This is a genomic window from Allorhizobium pseudoryzae (assembly GCF_011046245.1).
GTDB classification, from domain to species: Bacteria; Pseudomonadota; Alphaproteobacteria; order Rhizobiales; family Rhizobiaceae; genus Neorhizobium; species Neorhizobium pseudoryzae.
In genome coordinates this window covers 1430892-1451176 of sequence record NZ_CP049241.1, presented here as the reverse complement: position 1 = coordinate 1451176, position 20285 = coordinate 1430892, and the positions used below count along the sequence as shown (strand labels likewise).

16 protein-coding genes are annotated in these 20285 nt (G+C 64.3%); 7 read left to right on the top strand and 9 right to left on the bottom strand.

Going from position 1 to position 20285, the window contains the following annotated elements; genetic code table 11:
• Nucleotides 1–5: 5 nt before the first annotated feature.
• From G6N78_RS07105 to G6N78_RS07085, 5 genes are all read right to left on the bottom strand, one after another.
• Nucleotides 6–941: a TRAP transporter substrate-binding protein gene (locus G6N78_RS07105; protein WP_370691516.1), complete on the bottom strand. Its 936-nt coding sequence runs from the start codon at nt 939–941 to the stop codon at nt 6–8.
• Between the two features lie 93 nt (nt 942–1034).
• Nucleotides 1035–1916 (bottom strand): amidohydrolase family protein, encoded by an 882-nt coding sequence (locus G6N78_RS07100; RefSeq protein ID WP_165216959.1) that lies wholly within the window; start codon nt 1914–1916, stop codon nt 1035–1037.
• Nucleotides 1916–3052: a mandelate racemase/muconate lactonizing enzyme family protein gene (locus tag G6N78_RS07095; protein WP_165216958.1), complete on the bottom strand. Its 1137-nt coding sequence runs from the start codon at nt 3050–3052 to the stop codon at nt 1916–1918. The genes G6N78_RS07100 and G6N78_RS07095 overlap by 1 nt, the downstream gene beginning before the upstream one ends.
• A 13-nt stretch (nt 3053–3065) precedes the next feature.
• The gene (gene kdgD, locus G6N78_RS07090) at nt 3066–3974 is read right to left on the bottom strand and encodes a 5-dehydro-4-deoxyglucarate dehydratase (RefSeq protein ID WP_165216956.1); all 909 of its coding nucleotides are present in this window, start codon (nt 3972–3974) and stop codon (nt 3066–3068) included.
• A 69-nt stretch (nt 3975–4043) separates the two neighbouring features.
• A complete protein-coding gene (locus G6N78_RS07085) occupies nt 4044–4790 on the bottom strand; it encodes a FadR/GntR family transcriptional regulator (RefSeq protein WP_165221406.1) in 747 nt (248 codons plus the stop codon).
• A gap of 172 nt (nt 4791–4962) precedes the next feature.
• On the opposite strand from G6N78_RS07085, the gene G6N78_RS07080 reads away from it, so the two are divergent.
• Complete coding sequence (locus G6N78_RS07080) at nt 4963–5760, top strand: NAD-dependent epimerase/dehydratase family protein (protein ID WP_165216954.1); 798 nt, start codon at nt 4963–4965, stop codon at nt 5758–5760.
• Nucleotides 5761–5852: 92 nt separating this feature from the next.
• Here the strand turns inward: G6N78_RS07080 and G6N78_RS07075 are convergent, their stop codons facing one another.
• A complete protein-coding gene (locus G6N78_RS07075) occupies nt 5853–6518 on the bottom strand; it encodes a sulfite oxidase-like oxidoreductase (RefSeq protein WP_165216952.1) in 666 nt (221 codons plus the stop codon).
• A gap of 191 nt (nt 6519–6709) precedes the next feature.
• Here G6N78_RS07075 and modA point away from each other — a divergent pair, with 191 nt between their 5' ends.
• The 4 genes from modA to G6N78_RS07055 all read left to right on the top strand — a co-directional run bounded on the left by modA (nt 6710) and on the right by G6N78_RS07055 (nt 10035).
• Nucleotides 6710–7498: a molybdate ABC transporter substrate-binding protein gene (gene modA / locus G6N78_RS07070; RefSeq protein WP_165216950.1), complete on the top strand. Its 789-nt coding sequence runs from the start codon at nt 6710–6712 to the stop codon at nt 7496–7498.
• A gap of 37 nt (nt 7499–7535) precedes the next feature.
• Nucleotides 7536–8234: a molybdate ABC transporter permease subunit gene (modB, locus tag G6N78_RS07065; protein WP_165216948.1), complete on the top strand. Its 699-nt coding sequence runs from the start codon at nt 7536–7538 to the stop codon at nt 8232–8234.
• The gene (modC, locus tag G6N78_RS07060; RefSeq protein WP_165216946.1) at nt 8231–9298 is read left to right on the top strand and encodes a molybdenum ABC transporter ATP-binding protein; all 1068 of its coding nucleotides are present in this window, start codon (nt 8231–8233) and stop codon (nt 9296–9298) included. Before modB ends, modC begins: the two co-directional genes overlap by 4 nt.
• Before the next feature lie 260 nt (nt 9299–9558).
• Entirely contained in the window at nt 9559–10035 is a 477-nt protein-coding gene (locus G6N78_RS07055) for a DUF1003 domain-containing protein (RefSeq protein WP_165216944.1), read from the top strand.
• Nucleotides 10036–10059: 24 nt separating this feature from the next.
• Here the strand turns inward: G6N78_RS07055 and G6N78_RS07050 are convergent, their stop codons facing one another.
• A complete protein-coding gene (locus G6N78_RS07050) occupies nt 10060–10440 on the bottom strand; it encodes a winged helix-turn-helix domain-containing protein (RefSeq protein WP_165216942.1) in 381 nt (126 codons plus the stop codon).
• A 181-nt stretch (nt 10441–10621) separates the two neighbouring features.
• Here G6N78_RS07050 and G6N78_RS07045 point away from each other — a divergent pair, with 181 nt between their 5' ends.
• Together G6N78_RS07045 and pbpC are read left to right on the top strand one after the other, a co-directional pair.
• Complete coding sequence (locus G6N78_RS07045; protein WP_165216940.1) at nt 10622–16078, top strand: alpha-2-macroglobulin family protein; 5457 nt, start codon at nt 10622–10624, stop codon at nt 16076–16078.
• A 6-nt stretch (nt 16079–16084) separates the two neighbouring features.
• A complete protein-coding gene (gene pbpC, locus G6N78_RS07040) occupies nt 16085–18169 on the top strand; it encodes a penicillin-binding protein 1C (protein WP_165216938.1) in 2085 nt (694 codons plus the stop codon).
• 3 nt (nt 18170–18172) lie between these two features.
• Here pbpC and G6N78_RS07035 read toward each other — a convergent pair whose 3' ends face one another.
• Nucleotides 18173–19489 carry a cobyrinic acid a,c-diamide synthase CobB gene (locus tag G6N78_RS07035; RefSeq protein WP_165216936.1) on the bottom strand — a complete coding sequence of 439 codons (1317 nt, stop codon included), beginning with the start codon at nt 19487–19489 and terminating at the stop codon, nt 18173–18175.
• Nucleotides 19486–20277 carry a uroporphyrinogen-III C-methyltransferase gene (gene cobA, locus G6N78_RS07030; protein ID WP_165216934.1) on the bottom strand — a complete coding sequence of 264 codons (792 nt, stop codon included), beginning with the start codon at nt 20275–20277 and terminating at the stop codon, nt 19486–19488. The genes G6N78_RS07035 and cobA overlap by 4 nt, the downstream gene beginning before the upstream one ends.
• Between the last annotated feature and the right edge of the window lie 8 nt (nt 20278–20285).

Here is a 20285-nt window from a genome sequence, read left to right as displayed (position 1 = left end):
AGAGATTACTTGACGTCCTGGATGCGCGTGACCAGGTCCTTCATCTTCGGATCGGTGACGAACTTGTCATAGACCGGCTTCATGGCGGCGGAGAACTCTTCCTTGTTGACGGAGATCACCTTGACGCCAGCGGCACGCACCTTGTCTTCCGATGCCTTTTCACGGGCCTGCCACAGCTCGCGCATCTTGATGACCGATTCCTTGGCAGCCTTGCGGACGATTTCCTGATCTTCCGGCTTCAGCTTGTCCCAGGACATTTTCGACATGACGAGGGCTTCCGGCGTCAGCGAATGCTCGGTCAGTGCGTAGTTCTTGGCGACTTCGAAGTGACGCGAGGATTCGTAGGACGGCCAGTTGTTTTCGGCACCGTCTACCACGCCGGTTTCGAGCGAGGAGTAGACTTCGCCGAACGGCATCGGCGTCGGGTTGGCGCCGAACGCCTGCATCATGGCGATCCAGAGGTCCGACTGCTGGACGCGGATCTTCATGCCCTTCAGGTCGGCGAGTTTCTCGATCGGCTTCTTTGTCGTGTAGAAGGAGCGGGCGCCGGAATCATAGAAGGCGAGACCGACGAGGCCGTGCGGCTCGAAGGCCTTCAGGATGTCGTCGCCGATCGGGCCGTCCACGACCTTGTGCATGTGCTCGGTCGAACGGAACAGGAAGGGCAGGCCGAGAACGACCGTTTCCTTGACCAGGTTGTTGAAGGGGGCGGTGTTGACGCGGTTCATGTCGATGACACCGAAGCGCGTCTGTTCGATCGTGTCCTTCTCGCTGCCGAGCACCGAGTTGTTCATGACCTGGACCTTGATCCGGCCATTGGTGCGCTCGGAGATCAGCTGGCCCATGTATTTGACGGCCTCGACCGTCGGATAGCCGTCCGGATGGATGTCCGCCGACCGCAGCGTGACTTCCTGTGCCTGAACGGTCATGGCCGTGCTCATGGCAAGGCCAAGGGCGAGCCCCAGAATTTTCGTCAGTTTCATGTTTCTCTCCTCCAGTGTTTACATCCCGGCCCCCTGCCAGGATGTGGCTTGTTATGCTTTTTCCTCCTGCCAGGCAGGCAGGCCGAACAGGGCTTCCGGATTGGTGACCAGAGCCATGTGACGGGCATTGTCATCGGCAAACCAGCCGAGAACGGTCTCGGTAAGGGCCGCGTCATCCGGATAATCGGCCTGCTCGCGGGCGAGGTTGTGTGGCCAGTTGGTGCCCCAGACGATCCGCTCCGGCGCGTGCGCGGCCATCATCCGGGCAACGGCTGCGACATCCTGGTAATCCGGGCCGCCGCTTTTTGAACTTTCATAGACGCCGGCAAATTTGAACCAGCAGTTCCCGCCATCGATCAAACGGCGGGTCGCGGCAACCTGCGGGCTGTCGGGCGTCACACCGCAGAAGAATTTGCCGTGGTGATCGAACACCCAGCGGGATTTCAGCTTCGCCAGCCGCGGTTCATGATCCTGAATATTGCTGCCGTCGAACTGGATGGCGAGCATGAAGCCGCGGTCCGCCGCAATCGCATCGAGGTCTTCCAGCGCCGACAGGCCGACCGCGCCACCCGGCAGATCCATGATCCGCAAACCGACGACACCGGCTTCTGCCAGAACGTCGAGTTCGGACTCGGAGATATCCGGGGCAACGGCGGCCACGCCGCGGGCGACGGGTCCTATCTCCTTCAGACAGGCGAGGATGTTGCCATTGTCGGTCTGCTGGGCATTGCCCTGGGTGATGATGACCCGGTCGATGCCGAGCCACGCCATGAGTTCGCGATACTGCTGAGGCGTCGGCAGGTCGCCAGCCGGCAGGCCCGGACCACCCGGAAGCGAGGGAAAGCCCGGCAGATACATGTGCATCTGGGTGTCCACGCTGCCTTTCGGCAGCGTGATCTTCGGTTTGCGGCCGGAAAGCGGGCGAACCAGCATCAGGCGTCCTTCATCTTGAATTCGGTGAGCGCCTCGCGGTTGATCTCGATACCGAGGCCGGGGCCGTTCGGGATCGCCACCACGCCGTTGACGTGCTCGATCGGGGTCTTGATCACCGCCTGGCGGAAGGGGTTGTCGGTCCGGTCGAATTCCAGGATGGGTTCGATCGGGTTGACGCGCACCGGGCTCGGCACCATGGCGGCCATGAACTGCAACGCGGCGGCAATGTGGACCGCCGTTCCCCAGACATGCGGCACGACACGCACGCCATGCAGCGCGGCGAGATCCGCCACGCGCTTGGCTTCGGTGAAGCCGCCGACCCCGGCGAGATCCGGCTGCAGGATATCCACGCAGCGCGTTTCGACCGGTTCCCGCATGCCCCAGCGGGAATGCCAGGTTTCGCCGCCGGCGACGGGGATCGGCTGTCGGGCACGTACCTCACGGTAGGCCGCAAGCTGTTCCGGCACGACCGGTTCCTCGAACCAGTCGAGGTTCAGTTCGGCCGCCGCCTGGCCAAAGCGGATGGCTTCCACGGCGTCATAGCCGTGGTTGGCATCGACCATGATGCGCATATCCGGGCCGACGGCCTCGCGGGCGGCGCGCACCACGCGCAGGTCTTCCTCGACGCCGAAGCCGATCTTGATCTTGGTGGCGTGGAACCCTTCCTTCCAGTACCGGGCGACATCGGTGGCATTGTCCTCCACCCGGTCGACCCCGTCGCGCTTGAAGCTGCCGGTGGCATAGGCCTTGACGCTCTCGCGGAAACGCCCGCCGAGCAGGATGGAGACCGGGACGCCGAAGCGCTTGCCTTTGATGTCCCACAGCGCGATATCGATGCCGGACAGGGCGGTTACGGTGAGGCCCCGCTGGCCCTGGTCGCGCAACGCATTGTAGAGCTTCGCCCAGATCTTTTCGGTTTCCAGCGGGTTTTCGCCGATCAGCCAGTTGGCATAGGCCGCGACGATCGCCGCATTGGGACGGGCGGGACCGAGGCATTCGCCCCAGCCCACCGTGCCGTCGTCACACTCGATCTCCACCAGGATATGGGCTCGACGATCGAAGCGCATGGAGGCACTTTCGAAGGCCACGTCCAGCTTGTGTTCCAGAAGATGGGTGCGAACTGCGGTGATCTTCATCGTTGTGTTATCCTCAGCCGCGCTTCCAGGGACCGATGAGGTCGAGCAGCATGCCTTCCTCCTCGCGGGTCAGATCGTCGAGCGGCGCGCGCACCTTGCCGGCGTCGAAACCCTGCAGGCGCACACCGGCCTTGATGGCGGCGACGGCATAACCCTTGCGGCGGTTGCGGATCGCCATGAAGGGATAGAAGAAATCCTTGAGGATCTTTTCACAGTGGGCGCGCTCGCCGGCGCGCAGCGCCTTGTAGAACTCGACCGCGAGACCCGGCACGAAGTTGAAGACGGCAGACGAATAGGTGGTGAAGCCGGCGCCGAGATAGGCTTCGGCAAAGAGTTCCGCGGTCGGCATGCCGCCGAGATAGGTGAGCCTATCGCCCATGGTGGCGGTAACCTGGCGAACGGCGCCGATATCGCCGGTGCCGTCTTTGAAGCCGACGAGGTTCGGGCACTCGTCACACAGGCGCTTCAGCGTGTCGACGGAGAGAACGGAATTGTCACGGTTGTAGACCATGACGCCGATGCCGACCGACTGGCAGATCTTCTTGACGTGCTGGTAGAGACCTTCCTGCGGCGCATCGATCAGGTAATGCGGCAGAAGCAGGATGCCGTCCGCGCCGGCCTTTTCGACCGACTTCGCCAGCTCGACGCCGACATGGCTCCCGAATCCGCAACCGGATACGATTGCCGTCTTGCCGGCTGCTTCCTTGGCAGCCTTGACGATGCCGGGGATTTCATTGGGAGACAGCGAGAAGAACTCGCCGGTGCCGCCGGCGGCAAAGAGAACAGGCGCATCGAAGCCGGACAACCATTCGATGTGGCGCTTGTAGCTTTCCGGCTGGAACTGACCTTCACCATCGAAATGGGTCACGGGAAAGGACAGAAGGCCAGCGCCAAGCGCCGCCTTGATCTCTTGTGGCGTCATGAGTGAATTCCTTGTTAGACGTCTCCTCCGTCCAATGTCGTATCCACTCTACATACAAGTGTCAATTAGTTATCTTACAAATTGACGCTGCTCGCGCAGCAGGGCGCGATAGCGCGTCTGGCTGCCGCGCAGATGGCGGCGCATCGCCTCGCGTGCCGCCTCCTCGTCGCCGGCGGAAATGGCCGTCACGATGGCATTGTGCTCTTCCATAATGAGCTTGATATAGGCCGCCTGGTCTTCTTCGCTCTCTTCGTTGCGCAAGGCCGCGCGGGGAATGATGCTCTTGCCGATCATGCCGAGAAAGTCGCGGAAGCGGGTGTTGTTGGTCGCCTCGGCAATGGCAAGGTGCAAGGCGAAATCCGCCTCGCTGGTCGGTTTGCCGGCCTCCAGGCAGGCTTGCACGGCGTAATGACAGTCGAAGATCACCTCTTCCTGGGCCGGCGAGCGGCGGAGTGCCGCAAGACCGGCGGCTTCCACTTCCACGGCGGTGCGCAGTTCCAGGAACTCGATGACGGACGAAACGCGGGCGTGATCAATGTTGTCGATCGACATTGGCGCCGGTGCGGCGGGGCCTGGCGGATCGAGCACGAAGACGCCGGCACCCTGGCGCGCCTCCACCAGCCGGTCGGCTCGCAGCGCCGCGATTGCCTCGCGCACCACCGTGCGGCTGACGCCATGGGTTTCTCCGAGCTGGGCCTCGCTCGGCAGCTTGCTGCCGGGCAGGAACTGGCCTGCCGCGATCGCCTGGCGCAGTGTGTCGCTGAGCCGTGATGCCAGCGTTCCAGACCCGTGCTGCGTTCTGCCTTGCGTGGCCATGTTCATGACGTGAGACCCCTTTGCCTGTTCTTCGAGATCCGCCTGACGACGGCATTCGGATCGATTGTTCCCATAGCTGTACCGTGTTGACGCTGATCTGCCAACATGTATGATAAATTCAGCTGGCGACGAGACAAGCTGCGTCCCGTCTTCGCCCCCCAAGGAGGATCGTGTGAAAAGACTGTTGATTACCGGTGCCGCCGGTGCGCTGGGCCGTGCCATGCGCGTAAGGCTGGCGCCTCTGGCCGAAACGCTGCGCCTGTCGGATATCGCCAACCTGGGCGATGCCGGCCCGAACGAGGAACTGGTCCAGTGCGATCTGGGCGATGCGGCCGCGGTTGATAAACTGGTCGAAGGCTGCGACGGCATCCTGCATCTCGGCGGCGTTTCGGTGGAGGACAAGTTCTCCAAGATCATGAACGCCAACCTTCTGGGCCTCTACAACCTCTATGAGGCCGCCCGCAAACATGGCCAGCCACGCATCATCTTTGCGAGCTCCAACCACACCGTCGGTTTCTATCGCCAGGACCAGCATATCGACACGACTGCACCGATGCGGCCGGACGGGCTCTACGGCGTGTCGAAGTGCTTTGGCGAGGCGCTCGCCCGCATGTATTTCGAAAAGTTCGGCCAGGAAACGGCGCTGGTGCGCATCGGCAGCTGCATGGAGAAGCCGTCCAACCACCGCATGCTGTCCAGCTGGATGTCCTACAACGATTTCAAGATGCTGATCGAGTGTGCCTTCCGGGCGCCGATGCTGGGCTGCCCGATTATCTGGGGCATTTCCGACAATGACAGCAAATGGTGGGACAATTCGCACGCCGCCTATCTGGGCTGGAAGCCGCAGGATAATGCCGAAAGCTACCGCGCGGAACTTGATGCGGCACTCGGCAAGCCTGACCCGAAGGCAGCGCTGCACGTCTACCAAGGCGGCAATTTCGTCAACGATCCGATCTTTGCGGAAGACTGATCCGGCGGTCCCCATGGGCTCTCATGCAGTCCCATCCGTCCGTCGTGCGCCCCGGCTGCTGCCCAAGCACCGGGGCGTCTTTTCCGGGCGGCTCAGTCGTCTGAATAGCGTTGTTCACGCCACGGATCCCCGCGCATGTGGTACCCGTTCTTTTCCCAGAAGCCCGGTTTGTCCTGCCGGGTGAACTCGATGCGCGTCAGCCACTTGGCGCTTTTCCAGAAATAGAGATGCGGCAGCACGAGGCGCATCGGGCCGCCGTGTTCGCGTGTGATCGGCTGGCCTTCCCAATGGGTGGCGAGAATGGCGTCTTCGGCGGCGAAATCCTCCAGCAGCAGGTTGGTCGTATAGCCGTCGAAGCTGGTCAGCATCACCGCATCGGCTTCCGGCTTCGGATGCACGAGGTCGAGCAGGTCGCGCACCATCACGCCCGCCCAGGCATTGTCGTAACGCGACCAGGTGGTGACGCAGTGAATGTCGGAGACCACCTTCGTCTGCGGAAGGGCGAGAAACGCCTTCCAGTCCAGTGTGACCGCGCTTTCCACGTCGCCGCGGACATCCAGCCGCCATTGCATCTCCGAAATCTGCGGCTGCTGGCCAAGGTCCAGCACCGGCCAGTTCTTCACCAGATGCTGGCCCGGCGGCAGACGATCCGTCTCTGGCCGGCTGATTTTCCCGGTCAGGAAGCGGCCTTCGGCAGCCCATTTGCGCTTGGTGGTCGTCAGTTTGCTGTCGGTCGGATCGCTTGGCGTATCGGTCATGCTCGCCTCCTTGAGGGTCTCGCACAGGATGTTCGGCGTCTGCCCGATTAGGTGGGGGTTCGTTGGCAATCGTCAAGCAAGCGGGCCCTCGGCGCCGGTGTTCTTTGGATATGTATCTCGGGATATAACGCTGGCATTCCGCTGCGATTACGTTATGTTCGCTGGTATATGTCGATGATTGGGGAGATCACATGCACACGCGCCGCAGCCTGTTTCGTGCCTTGTCCTTCTGTCTGGTGGCTCTTGGCGGATTGGCAAATGCCTTTCCCGCCGCTGCCGAAGACAAGGTCACCGTCTTTGCCGCCGCCAGCATGAAGACGGCGCTGGATGCCGCCAATGCCGCCTATGCGACGCAGACGGGCGTGCAGGTGACGGTCTCCTATGCGGCAAGTTCCACACTCGCCAAACAGATCGAGGCCGGTGCGCCCGCCGATGTCTTCATCTCGGCGGATCAGGACTGGATGAACTATCTTTCCGAACGCAAGCTCATCAACGCCGGGAGCCGCAACAACCTCCTCGGCAATGCCATCGTGCTGGTGTCGGCGAAGGACAAGGCCAAGCCGGTCGAGATCAAGCCCGGTTTCGATCTCGCCGGTCTGCTGGGAGCGGACGGGCGCCTTGCCATGGGCGCGGTCGAGAGCGTGCCGGCCGGCAAATACGGCAAGGCGGCGCTGGAGAAGCTCGGCGTCTGGGCGTCTGTGTCAACCAAGGTTGCGGGAGCGGAGAATGTCCGCGCCGCGTTGGCGCTGGTTTCCCGCGGCGAAGCACCGTACGGCATCGTCTACGCGACGGATGCTGCGGCAGACGAGGGCGTTGCGGTGGTCGGCACCTTCCCGGACGACACGCATCCGCCGATCATCTATCCGGCGGCACTTCTTGGCCACTCTCCGTCGAAGGCGGCAGCCGACTATCTCGCTTTTCTGAACTCGGAGCAGGCGGCGGAATTTTTCCGGTCGCAAGGCTTTACGGTTCTGAAGTAGGGTCCTGTGCAGCGGGTGAGGGAGCAGTGACTGAGTCTTGAATGCGTGGACCCTGAGTAGCGAGGAGTGGACGGCAATCGAGCTCAGCCTGCGGGTCGCGCTGGTCGCGACGCTCGCCAGCCTGCCGTTCGGTCTGTTGACCGCCTATCTTTTGGCGCGCGGGCGGTTCTGGGGCAAGTCGCTGCTGAACGGGCTGGTCCACCTGCCACTCATCCTGCCGCCGGTGGTGACTGGTTACATCCTGCTGATCCTCTTCGGACGGCGTGGCCCGATCGGTGCCTTCCTCGACCAGACACTTGGGATCGTTCTCTCCTTCCGCTGGACGGGGGCGGCCCTCGCCTGCGCCGTCATGGGATTTCCGCTGATGGTGCGCTCCATCCGGCTCTCCATCGAGGCGGTGGATGCGAAGCTGGAAGAGGCGGCCGGCACGCTTGGCGCCTCGCCGGCCTTGGTGTTCCTGACGGTAACCCTGCCGCTGATCCTGCCCGGCGTGATCGCCGGCATGATCCTCGCCTTTGCCAAGGCCATGGGCGAGTTCGGCGCGACGATCACCTTCGTCTCCAATATTCCGGGTGAAACGCAGACCCTGTCCGCCGCCATCTATACCTTCACCCAAGTGCCGGGCGGGGATGCCGGTGCGCTTCGCCTGACTTTGATCGCGATCGCCCTCTCCATGGCAGCCCTTCTCGCCTCCGAGTGGCTGGCACGCCTCGTCGCGAAACGGGTGCAGCCATGACGCTCTCGGTCAAGATCCGCCATCGCCAGGGCGATTTTTCGCTCGATGTCACCTTCGCCGCGGAGGGCGGCGTGACCGCGCTGTTCGGCGCGTCCGGATCGGGCAAGACCTCCATCCTGCGCATTCTCGGCGGGCTGACCCGGCCGCATGACGGAAAGATCGAATTGGACGGCGATATGCTGCTCGATACTGAGCGCCGGCTGTTCATTCCCGCGCATCGCCGGCGTTTCGGTTATGTTTTCCAGGAGCCGCGGTTGTTTCCGCATCTGAGCGTCAGGCAGAACCTGACCTATGGCCGATGGTTCGCACGCCGCGCCGGACCCTCTGCCGACCTCGACCGCATTCTCGAGATGCTGGGCATATCCCACTTGCTGGAGCGGCGCCCCGCCACGCTCTCGGGCGGCGAGAAGCAGCGTGTCTCGATCGGCCGTGCGCTTCTGTCTTCGCCGCGCCTGCTTTTGATGGATGAGCCGCTATCGGCGCTGGACGAAGCGCGCAAGGCGGAAATCCTGCCCTATCTGGAACGGCTGCGCGACGAACTCGATCTTCCCATTCTTTATGTCAGCCATTCGGTCCCGGAAGTGGCGCGGCTGGCGGACCGGGTGGTGGTGCTGGCCGATGGCCGGGTGCAGGCGGTGGGCAGCGCCAGCGACATGCTGGGCAACCTTTCGGACGCCGGGGGCCGAGAAGCCGGCAGTGTGCTCACCGGGACCGTCTCGGCGCTGGATGCGGAAACAGGGCTCGCCACGATCGCCTTCAGAAGCATGTCGCTTGTTGTACCGCCGGCGCATCTGTCTGTGGGGCAGCGGGTGCGGGTGCATGTGCCGGCCCGCGATGTGCTGGTGGCGACGGAGAAACCCGCCGGCATCAGCGCGCTCAATATTGTGCCGGGGCAGATTTCAACGCTGACGCGGATGGCGGGCGGGACGGTCGATCTTGCCATCGTCTGCGGGGATGAGACGCTGCATGCGCGCATAACGGAGGTCTCCGTCGGTCGGCTGCAGCTTGCGGTGGGCCGGCCCGTGCATGCGATCATCAAGACTGTGGCGCTGGAGCGATCGTGATCGCCAAAACGTGATAAGGGCGCGCTGCTGCAGCGCAACAAGGGCGTATTTTTCCATTTGACGTTCGAAGGCTTCGGGACTACCTCAAGGGCGTGCACGGTTCAGTGTGCATTTTCCTGAAACGACCCCCGAGGGGATCATGCCTAGTAACGATCATAGTCGATTGACCGTGCCGTTTGCGGCCGCCGTGCTGAGCTGATCCTTTCATCGGCTCCCTCGCGACGGCCCGCAGACGGCCGATCGCTCGAAGGAGGTGAGCCATGAACGCAACCATCCGCTTCTTTGCCGATCACCTGCGCCGTTCTGCCGTGCGCAAGGATCCGAATGAAATCTTCGCAGAACGCCTGACCTTCGGGGATCGTCTGGCCGACCGTATTGCCGTGATCGGTGGCTCCTGGAGCTTCATCATCGGCTTCATGGTCTTCCTGATCGCCTGGTCGATCCTCAACACGGTCGTGCTGGCCGCCAATGCCTTCGACCCGTTTCCGTTCATCTTCCTGAACCTGATGCTGTCGATGCTGGCAGCTCTCCAGGCTCCCGTCATCATGATGAGCCAGAACCGCCAGGCCGCCAAGGATCGGCTGGCCGCACGGCTGGATTATGAAACCAACCTGCGCTCGGAAGCCGAGATCGCCAACCTGCATGCCAAGGTCGACCAGCTTTCGGGCGACATCGCCATGCTGATCCGGCTGCAGGTGGCCGGCGAGGGTGCCAGAGTTGAAGAGCCACTCCAGTGAGCGATCAGGCAGGCGAGATGCCGGTCACTCCGGCGGCTTGCCTGCCGCTTGCCTGCGGCGGGTCTCCAGCCAGTCGATGTCTGCCTGCATGGCCGCGGCCGCCTTTTCCTCCATCTGGCGGAAGCGGGTGATGAGCAGGTCGCCGAACGGCGTCAGTTGCGCACCCCCGCCCTGCTTGCCGCCGCGCTGCGGCTCAACTGCAGGTTCCTCGAACATCTGGTTCAAGGCATCGACCAGAAGCCAGGCGCGGCGGTAGGACATGTCCATGGCGCGGCCGGCGGCCGAAATCGAGCCCGTCTCGCGAATATGTTCGAGAAGCTCGATCTTGCCGCGGCCGAGCCGATTGCCCGGCGGCAGATCAAGCCGAAGAACGAGCCGGATGGGTTGTCTCTCGGTCTGCTGCATGGGTGCCTGCCCCCCTTGTTCCTGCGTTCGCATGTACCAGCGACAGAGCCGCAAATCCACATTGCGCGGGGCCAGGGCCGGTCATCTTCGCGCTTTCGAATGTCGTAATCGTTTCAATTGACAACCGCACGTTTGCAGCAGAAAACTTGGGCACAATACCGCCAGCTTCCGGGGGGACATGATGTCTAAGCGCGCGTGGTTCGGGATTTCTTTGCTTTTGGCGATCGGCGCCTTAGGGCAGCCGGCACTGGCACAGCAGTCGAAGCGGCAGATCGAGGTCTCGCAGGATTCCGATTATCCGGGGTTTGATCTCAGAACCGACAAGAACGTGTCGCAGGCGCAGTGCGAAACGGCCTGCCTCAAAGATTCCTCCTGCCGCGCCTTTACCTACAACGTGAAGGCGAAGTGGTGTTTCCTCAAATCCGATTACGGCCTGATGAACGATTTTGCCGGCGCGGTGGCTGGCAAGGTGGTGGTGGCCGGTGCCGAGCCGGATCTCGGCGCGCCGCCGACGCTTTCGTTTCTGTCGCAGGAACTGATCGGCCAGGCGAATGACCTCTACAACAACCTCGGCATGCCGGTCGAGATGACCGGCCAGGGGCTGGAAAGCCTGAAGGCCCTTGCGCAGCTGGAAATCGTCAACGGCAATATACCGGCCGCACTGACAGCTTTGACCGGCGCCCTGTCGATCGAGCCGGATGATGCCACTCTGTGGAACGAGATGGCGCGCGCCGCCGGCACGATCCGTGGCGATGCGGAGTTCACAACCAAGGCGCTGCTGGCTGCCATCAACGGTTACGATGCCTCGCGCACGGCGCCTCAGCGCGCCGAAGCACTGGCCCAGATGGGCGAGGCGCTGGAGGCGCAGGAAAATCACCGCGGCGCGATCAACGCCCTGAAGGAAAGCCTCGATCTCGTGGCCTCGCGAACCGTGCAGTCGCGCTTCAACGATTTGCAGGACCGCTGGGGCTTTCGCGTCGTCGATCATTCCGTCGATGCGGATGCGGCAAGCCCGCGCGCCTGCGTGCAGTTTTCCGAAAAGCTCCTGAAGTTCGGTACCGATTATTCCAGCTTCGTGACGCTGAATGGTGCCGCGCCGAAGGCGGTGGAAGCCAAGGACCAGCAGATCTGCGTCGAAGGGCTGACCCATGGCGAGCGCTACAAGCTTTCGCTGCGCCGCGGCCTTCCGTCCACCGTCGGTGAAGACCTCAAGGCCACCGTCGATCTCGATATCTACGTCAAGGATCGCTCGCCGACCGTACGGTTTACCGGCGATAGCTTCGTTCTCCCATCCACGGCGCGGCGCGGCATTCCGCTGGTTTCCGTCAACACCAGCAGCGCCAATCTGAAGCTCTACCGCATCGGCGACCGCAACATTGCGCCGCTGCTCGCCCAGTCGCAGTTCCTCACCCAGATGGACGGTTATACTGCCGGCCAGATCCAGGAAAACAACGGCGAACTGGTCTGGCAGGGTTCGATCGACATTGCCCAGGACGTCAACAAGGACGTTGTCACCAGCTTCCCGGTGGACGAGGTGCTGCCGAAGCGCAAGCCCGGCGTCTACGTGCTGACGGCCACCGCCGGAACCGGCACGGTCAACGAATGGGACAACCAGGCGACGCAATGGTTCGTCGTCTCCGATCTCGGCCTCTCCACCTATGCCGGAACCGATGGCCTCAACGTCTTCGTCCGCTCGCTTTCAACGGCGGAACCGGTGGGCGGCATCGACCTGCAGCTTCTTGCCAAGAACAACGAGGTGCTGGGCACCGCGAAGACCGATGCCGATGGCCGCGCCTTCTTCAGCGCCGGCCTCATCCGTGGCACGGCCGGCATGGTGCCGGCGGTTCTGACGGCCTCCAAGACAGGCGAGGACTATGTCTTCCTCGACATGACGCGGGCCGGCTTCGATCTCTCCGACCGTGGCGTGACGGGCCGACCGGCGCCCGGCGCGATCGACGTCTATGCCTGGACGGAGCGCGGGATCTATCGCCCGGGCGAGACCGTGCATGCCGCACTTCTGGCGCGGGATACCGAGGCGCAGGCAATCGACACGCTGCCGCTGACCTTCGTTTTCCTGCGCCCGGACGGCGTGGAGGACCGGCGCATGACCGGCAGCGGCACGCTTGGCGGCTATGCCGTCGATCTGCCGACGCTGGCGAGTGCCATGCGCGGCACCTGGACGCTGCAGGTCTTCACCGATCCCAAGGGCACGGCAATTGCCGAAAAGCGGTTCCTGATCGATGATTTCGTGCCGGATCGTATTGAGTTCGATCTCGCCAGCGAGGCGAAAGAAATCATCGTTGGGGATGAGACCTGGGTGACGGTGGACGGACGGTATCTCTACGGCGCCCCGGCTGCTGGACTGGCGCTCGAAGGCGAGATCGTGCTTCGCCATACCCGCGAGCGCGAGGCCTACAAGGGCTATTTCTTCGGTCTGGCGGATGAGGAAGCAAGCGAAGCGGAGCGCCTGCCGCTCGAGGATCTCGGCGTGCTGGACGAAGAGGGAAAGACCAGTTTCGATGCCGGCCTGACTGAGCTCGCCTACACGACGCAGCTGACGGATGCGGATATTGTCGTGCGCCTCAAGGAAGGCGGCGGTCGTGCGGTCGAGCGCAAGCTGACGCTGCCCTTACGCGCCGATGGCGATCGCATCGGCATCAAGCCGGAATTCTCCGGTGATCTCGCCGAAAACGCCGTCGCCAATTTCAACGTGATCATGATCGGCGACGATGGTGCCCGCAAGGCGGCCGGCGATCTGCGCTGGAAGCTCGTGAAGATCGAACGGGATTACCAGTGGTATCGCGAGGGCAGTTCCTGGCGCTACGAGGCCGTGAACCGCACCCGCCAGGTGGCCGATGGCAAAGTGTCCGCCGATGCCGCCAATGGCGGGCGCGTCTCCGTGCCTGTCCAATGGGGCCGCTATCGGCTGGAGGTGGAGACGGCTGCCGCGGACGGCCCGGCCAGCAGCGTTGAATTCGACGCCGGCTGGTTCGTTACCGCCAGCTCGACCGAGACGCCGGACGCGCTCGAAGTGGCGCTTGACAAACCGAGCTACAAGGTGGGCGAGACGGCAAAACTGAAGATCTCCTCTCGGTATGCTGGCCAGCTGATGGTGACGAGCGGCGCGGAGACGCTGATCGCCGTTCAGAATGTGGCGCTTGGTGAAAAGGGTGGCGAAGTGTCGATCCCGGTGACGGAAGCCTTCGGCGCCGGGGCCTATGTCACGGCGACCCTCTATCGTCCCGGCAATGCGCAGGAAAGCCGCATGCCAATGCGGGCGATCGGCATCACGTGGTTGAAGGTCGATCCTGAAACCCGGGATCTGACAGTGTCGCTGACGGCGCCGGACAAGACCCTGCCGCGGCAGCCTCTCGATATCGACGTGCAGGTGGCTGGCGCCGGCATCGGCGAAGAGGCCTATGTCACGGTTGCCGCCGTGGATGTCGGCATCCTCAACCTCACCCGCTACGAGCCGCCGGCGCCGGACAACTGGTATTTTGGCCAGCGGCGCTTAGGCCTGGAAATCCGCGACATCTATGGCCGGCTGATCGACGGGTCGCTCGGTGCCACCGGGCGGCTTCGCACTGGCGGCGATGGCGGCAGCGTCGCCCTGCAGGGCAGCCCGCCGAAGGAGAAGCTCGTTGCCTTCTTCTCCGGCATCGTCAAGCTCGATGCGAGCGGCACGGCGCGAGTATCCTTCGACATTCCGCAGTTCAACGGTACGGCGCGCGTGATGGCGGTCGCGTGGAGCAAGACCGGCGTCGGCCATGGCACGAAGGATGTGGTGATCCGCGATCCCGTGGTGCTGACCGCCAGCCTGCCGCGGTTCCTCGCACCGGGCGATGAGGCGAGCCTTCGTCTCGACATCGCCAATACCGATGCGCCGGCCGGCGATTACCAGCTGACGGTCGCGACCAATGCGATGATCGGCACCGATGCAGCGCGCGCTGCCCGCACGATCCGGCTGGAGGCGGGCGGCAAGCAGAGCCTGCGCCTGCCGCTGAAGGGCCTGCGGGCCGGCGATGGTGAGATGACCCTGACGCTGGCCGGCAACGGGCTTTCGGCGATGGAACAGGTGCTCTACGTTCCGGTTCGTCCCGCCGTTCTGCCGGTCACCGAACGGCGCGTGATCGCGCTGGCACCGGGGCAGAGCCTGACAGTGGATGGCAATCTCCTTGCCGATGCCCAGCTTCCCGGTGCCTCGGTGGCGCTCAGCGTGACCCGCGCCGCCGATTTCGATGTCCCGGCGCTCCTGATGGCGCTCGACCGTTACCCCTATGGCTGCGCCGAACAGACGACGAGCCGCGCTCTGCCGCTGCTCTATCTCTCGGAGCTTTCCAGTCAAAACGGGTTGGCCGATGATGCCGAGGTGAAGAAGCGTGTGCAGGATGCGATCTACCGCGTGCTGTCCTACCAGTCCTCCTCCGGCAGTTTCGGCCTCTGGAGTCCCGGTTATGGCGACAAGTGGCTGGATGCCTATGTCTCCGACTTCCTGACTCGCGCCCGCGAACAGGGATACGACGTGCCGGAACAGGCGCTGGTGCAGTCGCTGAACAACCTGCAGAATTCGCTGGCCTATGATGTCAACGTCAAGGACCAGGGCAGCCAGATCGCCTATGCGCTCTATGTGCTAGCGCGCAACCGTAAGGCCTCGATCAGCGATCTGCGCTATTACGCCGACACGATGCTCTCCGATTTCCCGACGCCGCTGTCCAAGGCGCATCTGGGTGCGGCACTGGCCCTCTATGGCGATGCCCAGCGCTCCAAGACCGTGTTCAACGCGGCGCTGCAGATGACCGAGCAATCGGTGGTGCAGCCGGTCAGCCTGTCGCGCTCCGATTATGGCTCATTGCTGCGCGATGGCGCGGCGGTTCTGGCGCTTGCCGCCGAAAGCCGGCCGGTGCCGGCGATCGTGCCGCAGCTTTCGCCGGTGGTGGCGAAGGCCTGGCGCAACAAGAAATATACGAGCACGCAGGAACAGGCCTGGATGCTTCTGGCGGCCCGCGGGCTGCAGCAGGCAGATGACAACCTGAAGGTGGAGGTGAACGGTGCCGCGCAGACCGGCCGGTATGCCAGCCGCATGACGGGCGATGCCCTGTTGCAGAAACCGGTGACGCTGACGAACCGCTCGAATGATCCCGTCTCCGCGGTGGTGACCACAGTTGCGGCGCCCACGACACCGCTTGCCGCTGGCGGCGACGGTTTTGCCATCACGCGCGCCTATTACACGATGGATGGCGACGAAGTCAGCGTCAGCAAGGTGTCGCAGAACGAACGTTACGTGGTGGTCCTGACGATCAACGAAAGCAATGACTGGGCGTCCCGCATTCTCGTGCAGGATCTCTTGCCGGCCGGTTTCGAGATCGACAATCCGAACCTCGTCAACAGTGCCGAACTGTCCAACTTCGAATGGATCGGCGAGGTGCAGGCGGCGCATACGGAATTCCGCAATGACCGCTTCGTGGCGGCCTTCGACCGCAATGCCGGCGATAATCGCGAATTCTCGTTTGCCTATGTCGTGCGGGCGGTGACGCCCGGTACCTATGACCATCCGGCGGCCTATGTGGAGGACATGTATCGCCCGCAGCTTTCGGCCCGCACGGCAACCGGGCGCATGCAGGTGCGCGAGGCGCAGTAAGGGGCGATGCGGGTCTGGGCAAAGGGGCTGATCGGGCTTGGCGGGATTGCGATCCTCGCCACAGCCGGCCTCGTTGGCCTCGATGCCGCCGACCGGGCCTTTCCGCCGCCTCTGCCGGAGGCGAGGCAGGTTTCCGCCGAGGTCTTCGATGCGGAGGGCCGGCTGCTGCGTGCCTTTGCCACGAAGGACGGGCTCTGGCGGCTGAAAACCAGCGCCGCCGATGTCGACCCGCAGTTCGTGCGGATGCTGGTCGCCTATGAGGACCAGCGTTTTTATGCGCATCACGGGGTCGATCCGCAGGCGGTGCTGCGGGCCGCCTATCAGTTCGCCACCCATGGCCGGATCGTCTCCGGCGCTTCGACGCTCTCCATGCAGGTGGCGCGGCTGATCGAACCGCGTGACAGCCGCTCGGTTCTCGCCAAGCTGAAACAGATGGCGCGGGCCCTGCAGATCGAAAAGCGGCTGACGAAGGCCGAAATCCTCGATCTTTACCTGACGCTGGCGCCCTATGGCGGCAATCTGGAAGGGGTGAGGGCGGCAAGCCTTGCCTATTTCGGCAAGGAGCCAAAAAGGCTGTCGATGGCGGAGGCGGCTCTGCTGGTCGCCCTGCCGCAATCGCCGGAAGCCCGGCGGCCGGATCGTTTTCCAGAGGTGGCGCGTGCGGCCCGGCAGCGTGTGCTGAGCCGCGAGCCGGTGTCTGCGGCGGTCGGCGACGGCGAGACGGAGCGGGCGGCGCTGGTTCCTGTTCCGCGCGAACGGCGGCAATTGCCGGCATTGGCCGCGCATCTGGCAGAAGCGGCGCTGCGCAAGGCGCCGAACGAGATCCGGCACGCGACGACGCTCCGGAAACCGATCCAGGAGGGTTTGGAATCGGTCGCAGCATCGGTCGTTTCCACCCTGCCGCCGAAAACATCGCTGGCAATGATCATGGCGGATTCCACCACCGGCGAGATCGTCGGTTCAGTCGGGTCCGCCGATTATTTCGATGCTGCCCGCTCCGGCTGGATCGACATGACGCGCGTGCCGCGTTCGCCGGGTTCGACGCTGAAGCCCTTCATCTACGGCCTTGCCTTCGAGGATGGGCTGGTCGCGCAGGAAACAATCATTGAGGACCGGCCCTCGGATTTTTCCGGCTACCGTCCGCGCAATTTCGACATGAGCTATCAGGGCGATGTGAGCGTCCGCCAAGCGCTGCAATTGTCGCTCAACGTGCCGGCGGTTCGTCTGCTGGAGGGCGTCGGTCCGGCCAAGCTCCTGGTGCGTTTCCGCCGCGCGGAGGTGAAACCCCTCCTGCCGGCGGGCGAGGCGCCGGGGCTGGCGATCGGGCTTGGCGGGGTGGGGCTGACGCTGAAGGATCTCGTGCAGCTTTATGCGGGGCTGGCCAACCAGGGCTGGCCGGTGCTGCTGGGGGACGGGGTGCACGAGGTGCCGAGCCGCGAACCGGCCCAGCCGCTGCTCGATCCCGTTGCCGTCTGGAATGTCACGGATGTGCTCTCCGACGTCCTGCCGCCGCAGGGCGCGCGCAAGCTCGGCATCGCCTACAAGACCGGCACGAGCTACGGTTACCGCGATGCCTGGTCGGTGGGCTATGACGGGCGCTACGTGCTGGGTGTCTGGGTCGGACGGCCGGACAATGGTGCGGTGCCGGGCATTACCGGGTATGGCACCGCCGCCCCCATTCTGTTCGAAGCCTTTGCCCGCTCCGGCGTGGCGGTGAGCCCGCATCCGTCCGCTCCGCCCGGTGCGCACCGGCTGCCGCTCTCCGAGCTGCCGATCGGCCAGCGGCGCTATGCCGTTACGTCAAGCGGTCTCGTGCGTTCCTCGACACGCGAACCGGCGCCGCAAATCGTCTATCCACCGGAAGGGGCGCGGGTGGATCTCGGCGCGCGCACTGGGCCGGAGATTTCGCCGCTCGTGCTGAAGTTGCAGGGGGGGCGCGCGCCGTTCCGGTGGCTGGCCAATGGCAAGCCGCTGCCGGATCTGTCGCGCAAACGGATTTCCGAATGGGTACCGGATGGCGCCGGCTATTCGACGCTGACGGTGATCGATGCCGTGGGGCGGGCGGCGACCGTGCGGGTCTTTGTCGAGTGACGCTCAGCCCGTGACGCGGGCAATGGCATGGAAGAATGTGCCGGTGACGAGACCCCGCCGGCCGCCGGACAGGCCGATCGGCGTGCCGGTGCCATCGGCGATCGCGGCAAAGGCCTCGTCATGGCCGACATCGATCACCCGCGCATAATGGAATTCGTGGCCGCGGATCGTCTCGCCCGCTTTCCCCATCGGTCCGTCGGCGAGAAGCTTCGCCTGGCGATAGCCGAGATTCATCTTGCGCGTGGCAAAGCTGGTGGAATGCGACAGCAGGCCGGTCATCGCATGGCGGTGGCCCTCGGCATCCTCCAGGCCCTCGCCCAGCACCATGTAGCCGCCGCACTCGCCATGCACCGGCCGCGTTTCGGCAAACCGGGCGAGGCCCTCGCGGAACTCTCGGGCGGCGGAAAGCGTCGCGGCAAACAGTTCCGGGTAACCGCCTGGAAGCCAGCAGGCATCGCAGTGGTCCGGCGGGGCTTCGTTGGCAAGCGGCGAGAACGGCACGAGTTCCGCGCCGGCGGAACGCCAGTGGCGTCCGAGATGCGGATAAAGAAAGGTGAAGGCGGCATCGGAGGCAATGGCGATGCGCTGGCCGGGTGGGGGCAGATGCGCCGCCGTCGAACCGGGGTCCGGTACGATCTCGGTTGCCAGCGAGAGGATCTGATCGAGGTCCAACGAGGTTTCCATCACATCGGCCAGACGATTGATATGGCTCTGGATGGCCGGATGTTCGCTGGCCTGTACCAGGCCGAGGTGCCGTTCGGGCAGCGACAATTCGCCATTGCGCATCACGGCCCCGACCACCGAAAGGCCCACCGCCTCGATCGCCGCCTTCGACAGCCGCACATGCCGTTCGCTGCCGGCGCGGTTCAGCACGACCCCCGCCATCCGGACGGCCGGATCGTAATGCCGGAAACCGACGGCGACCGCGGCCGCCGTCTGGCTTTGGCCGGAGACATCGAGCACCAGCAGAACCGGGATGCCGAGCAGCCGCGCAAGATCGGCGGCAGAGCCGGTGCGGCCCTCGCCGCCTGAAATCCCATCGAACAGGCCCATGGCGCTTTCGATCAGCAACAGATCGGCTCCCTGTGCTGCCTCGGAGAGAAGATGCTGCACCAATTCCGGCTGCATGGCCCAGCTGTCGAGGTTCAGGCCCTCGATGCCGGTGGCGGCGTGATGAAAGCCGGGATCGATATAATCCGGGCCGGACTTGATGCCGCGCACCTTGATTCCCCGCCGGGCGAAGGCGCGCAACAGGCCGATGGTGACGCTGGTCTTGCCGGAACCGGAGCGCGGCGCGCCGATGATGAGGGCTTTGGTCATCCGGCTGCCTCCTTCGGGACCAGCAGCCCGCGCATGCGCACAATCTCGCCGATGACGATGAGCGCCGGGGCGGCGAAGCCCTGCCTTTCGGCCTCCGAAGACAGCGTTCCAAGCGTGGCCGTCAGCAGCCGTTCCTCTTTCGTGGTTGCCGCCATGATGATGGCCGCCGGTGTTTTTGCTGCGCGGCCGCCCTCGATCAGCAGACGGGTGATCGTCGCGAGGTTCTTCAGGCCCATGTAGACGACGATCGGCTCTCCGGTCCGGGCAAGGGCTGCCCAGTCGAGATCGTCCGCCTCGCCGGCGGCATGGCCGGTTGCCAGCGTGATCGCCTTGCTCATGCCGCGCATGGTGGCGGGAATGCGGGTAGAGGCGAGCGCCGCCAGCGCGGAGGTCATGCCGGGCAGGATGCGAAACGGGATGCCGGCCTGGGCGAGCGCCTCCGCCTCCTCGCCGCCCCGGCCGAAGATGAAGGGGTCGCCGCCCTTCAGGCGCAGCACGCGTTTTCCCTGCCGCGCCAGGCGGATCAGGGAGAGCGTGATGTCTTCCTGCGCGGTTGACGGCTTGCCACCGCGCTTTCCGGCATAGATCACCTCGGCCTGAGGCGCGAAGCCCATCACCTCGTCGGAAACCAGCGCGTCATGCACCACCATATCGGCCTTGCCGAGCGCATCGAGCACTTCCAGCGTCAGGTAACGCGGATCGCCTGGGCCGGCGCCGGCCAGCCACACATGGCCCGGAAGAAAGGCGGGCAGGCGTTCAGCCAGAAGTTCGAAGGCGCGGTTTGTCATGCGGATGC